We start from the raw sequence: 1,860 nt of genomic DNA, 5'->3' as shown, positions 1-1,860 counted from the left end.
CGCCCCCGCGACATCGTCATGATGAGCCAGATCGTGGTGCACCGCGATCCCCGCTTCTGGCCCGACCCCGAGCGCTTCGACCCGGAGCGCTTCACCCCCGAGGCCGAGCAGGAGCGCCCGCGCTTCGCCTACTTCCCGTTCGGCGGCGGAAGCCGCGTCTGCATCGGAGAGAGCTATGCGTGGATGGAAGGCATTCTCGTGCTGGCCACCATCGGGCAGCGCTGGCGATTGCGCCTGGTTCCGGAGCAGCGCGTCGAGATGCTCGTGCACATCACGCTGCGCCCGAGCCATGGCCTGCGCATCGTGACCGAGCGGCGCCACGACGCCCCGCGCTCCGTCGCCTGGCGATGAGCGGGCTGCGGGGAGGCTGACGCGACCCCGCACGGCTCAGGGTCCATCGAAGAATAGGTCCATCGACCGATAAACTCTTTGGGTCTTCCGACGAGTTCCCCCGCGCGCGCAAACCCCTATACTGAGAGCAGGCGGAAGCGGGCATCTGCGCACGCGCTCAACGAGAGGGGAAGACACGCGATGACCACGTTGCGACGACGCATCGTCACCGGTCTGGCAATCCTGACGTCGCTCCTTGCGGGATGCGGCGGGGGTGACTCTCAGCCTGGCAGCGACAGCGGCGCCGCGGCAGCGCGCTGACGGTGCAGCAGGGCGACGTGGTGGGCCCGGTCTCGAAGGCCGAGGAACCCGCCGCCGCGGGATACGTGGCGACGCCCGCCCTCTGGGTGCTTCCCAGCGCAGAGGCATCGAAGAGCTTCTCCCCCAATGCCCTCACGTGGCCAGGCGGCTACACGGTGAATCAGGTCAGACGCGCCTACGGGTTCGACAAGATCAGTGGGACGGGCGCAGGGCAGACCATCGCCATCGTAGACGCCTACGGCTGCCCCACCATCCAGAGCGACCTCGCCGCCTTCAGCCAGGCCGCGGGTCTTCCCAGCCCCCAGCTCACCATTGCCTATCAAGGCGGCGGCCCGCCGAAGTCAAGCGACGCAGGCTGGGCCCTCGAGACCGCCCTCGACGTCGAGTGGGCCCACGCGATGGCCCCGGACGCGCGTATCCTGCTGGTCGTGACCCAGTCCGCTGGGGGGAGCGACCTGCTGGCCGGCATCGATCTCGCGGTGGCACAAGGCGCAACCCAGGTCTCCCTCAGCTGGGGAGGCGGCGAGTTCGTCGGCGAGCAGACCCTCGATGGACACTTCAACCGCGCCGGGGTGAGCTTCTTCGCTTCTTCGGGCGACAGCGGCGCTGGCGTCTCGTGGCCCGCAGTATCGACCTATGTGTGCGCGGTGGGTGGCACCACGCTCAAGCTCGATAGCGCCGGCAACGTGACCTCGGAGACCGCCTGGAGCGGCAGCGGAGGCGGCAAGAGCACCTACGTGACCATTCCGACATGGCAGAAGCAGAACGCATCTGCGTCTGCGACATCAGGTACTGCGCGTGGTGTACCGGACGTCAGCTACGACGCCGACCCCGCCACGGGTTTCAATGTCTACATGACCACGCCATACAACGGCCGCACGGGCTGGTTCGGCCTGGGCGGAACCAGCGCGGGTGCGCCCCAGTGGGCGGCCATGTGCGCCGTGGCCAACAGCGCGCGCGCAGCCACCGGCAAAAGCGGCATCAACCAGATCAACGGTCTCATGTACGGCTTTTACTCGAGCGCCTGGCGTGACGTCATCTCCGGGTCGAACGGCCTCCCGGCAACCTCAGGCTACGATCTGGTGACGGGGCTGGGCAGCCCCACGACCAGCATCATCAACGGACTCATCACCGGGGTGGCGACCGCACCCGAGCCCACCCCGACACCGTCGCCGGTGGCTTCGCCGAGCCCGTCTCCAAAGCCGACGC

General features: G+C 68.3%; 2 protein-coding genes. Both read left to right on the top strand.

Translation table 11 applies throughout. The features are described 5' to 3' along the window. On the top strand, positions 1 to 351 hold a 351-nt coding region (locus EB084_24540), incomplete at its 5' end, for a cytochrome P450 (GenBank protein ID NDD31432.1). Positions 352 to 653: 302 nt separating this feature from the next. Continuing rightward, on the top strand, positions 654 to 1,860 hold a 1,207-nt coding region (locus EB084_24535; protein NDD31431.1), incomplete at its 3' end, for a hypothetical protein.

This window comes from Pseudomonadota bacterium (assembly GCA_010028905.1).
Taxonomy (GTDB): Bacteria; Vulcanimicrobiota; Xenobia; order RGZZ01; family RGZZ01; genus RGZZ01.
This window is presented reverse-complemented; position numbering and strand designations above follow the sequence as displayed.